Below are 344 nucleotides of genomic sequence, written 5' to 3' on the forward strand. Positions count from 1 at the left end.
GGCCTCTGCCTTGGTGACCTTCCCGCCGCTGACGGTGATCCGGACCTGGACCGGTCCGTACTGCGTCTCGGCGACCTTCCCGGTGACGGTACGGGCCTGGGCAGCGCCGGAGCCGGAGCCGGACGACGAGGACCCGCCCGCCGAACCGCCCGCCGAACCGCCCTTCGCGTCGCCCGACTTGACCTTGTCCAGCGCCGACTGCAGCGACTTCGTGTAGCCGCCGCTGGTGTAGGTGGCCCCGGACACCGCGTCGATCTTCGCGCTCTGGGCGGCCACCGCCTCCTGGTTGAGCCTGGGCACGGCCAGCGCGGTCTTCTGGTCGCTGATGCCGCCCTTGGGCGCCT

General features: G+C 72.4%; 1 protein-coding gene. It reads right to left on the minus strand.

The features are described from left to right. A partial coding sequence (locus tag IE249_RS38110) for an FMN-binding protein (protein ID WP_229858999.1) occupies positions 1-344 on the minus strand: 344 nt, incomplete at both ends.

It is taken from the genome of Streptomyces anandii JCM 4720 (assembly GCF_014650655.1).
In the GTDB taxonomy this organism is placed as follows: domain Bacteria; phylum Actinomycetota; class Actinomycetes; order Streptomycetales; family Streptomycetaceae; genus Streptomyces; species Streptomyces anandii.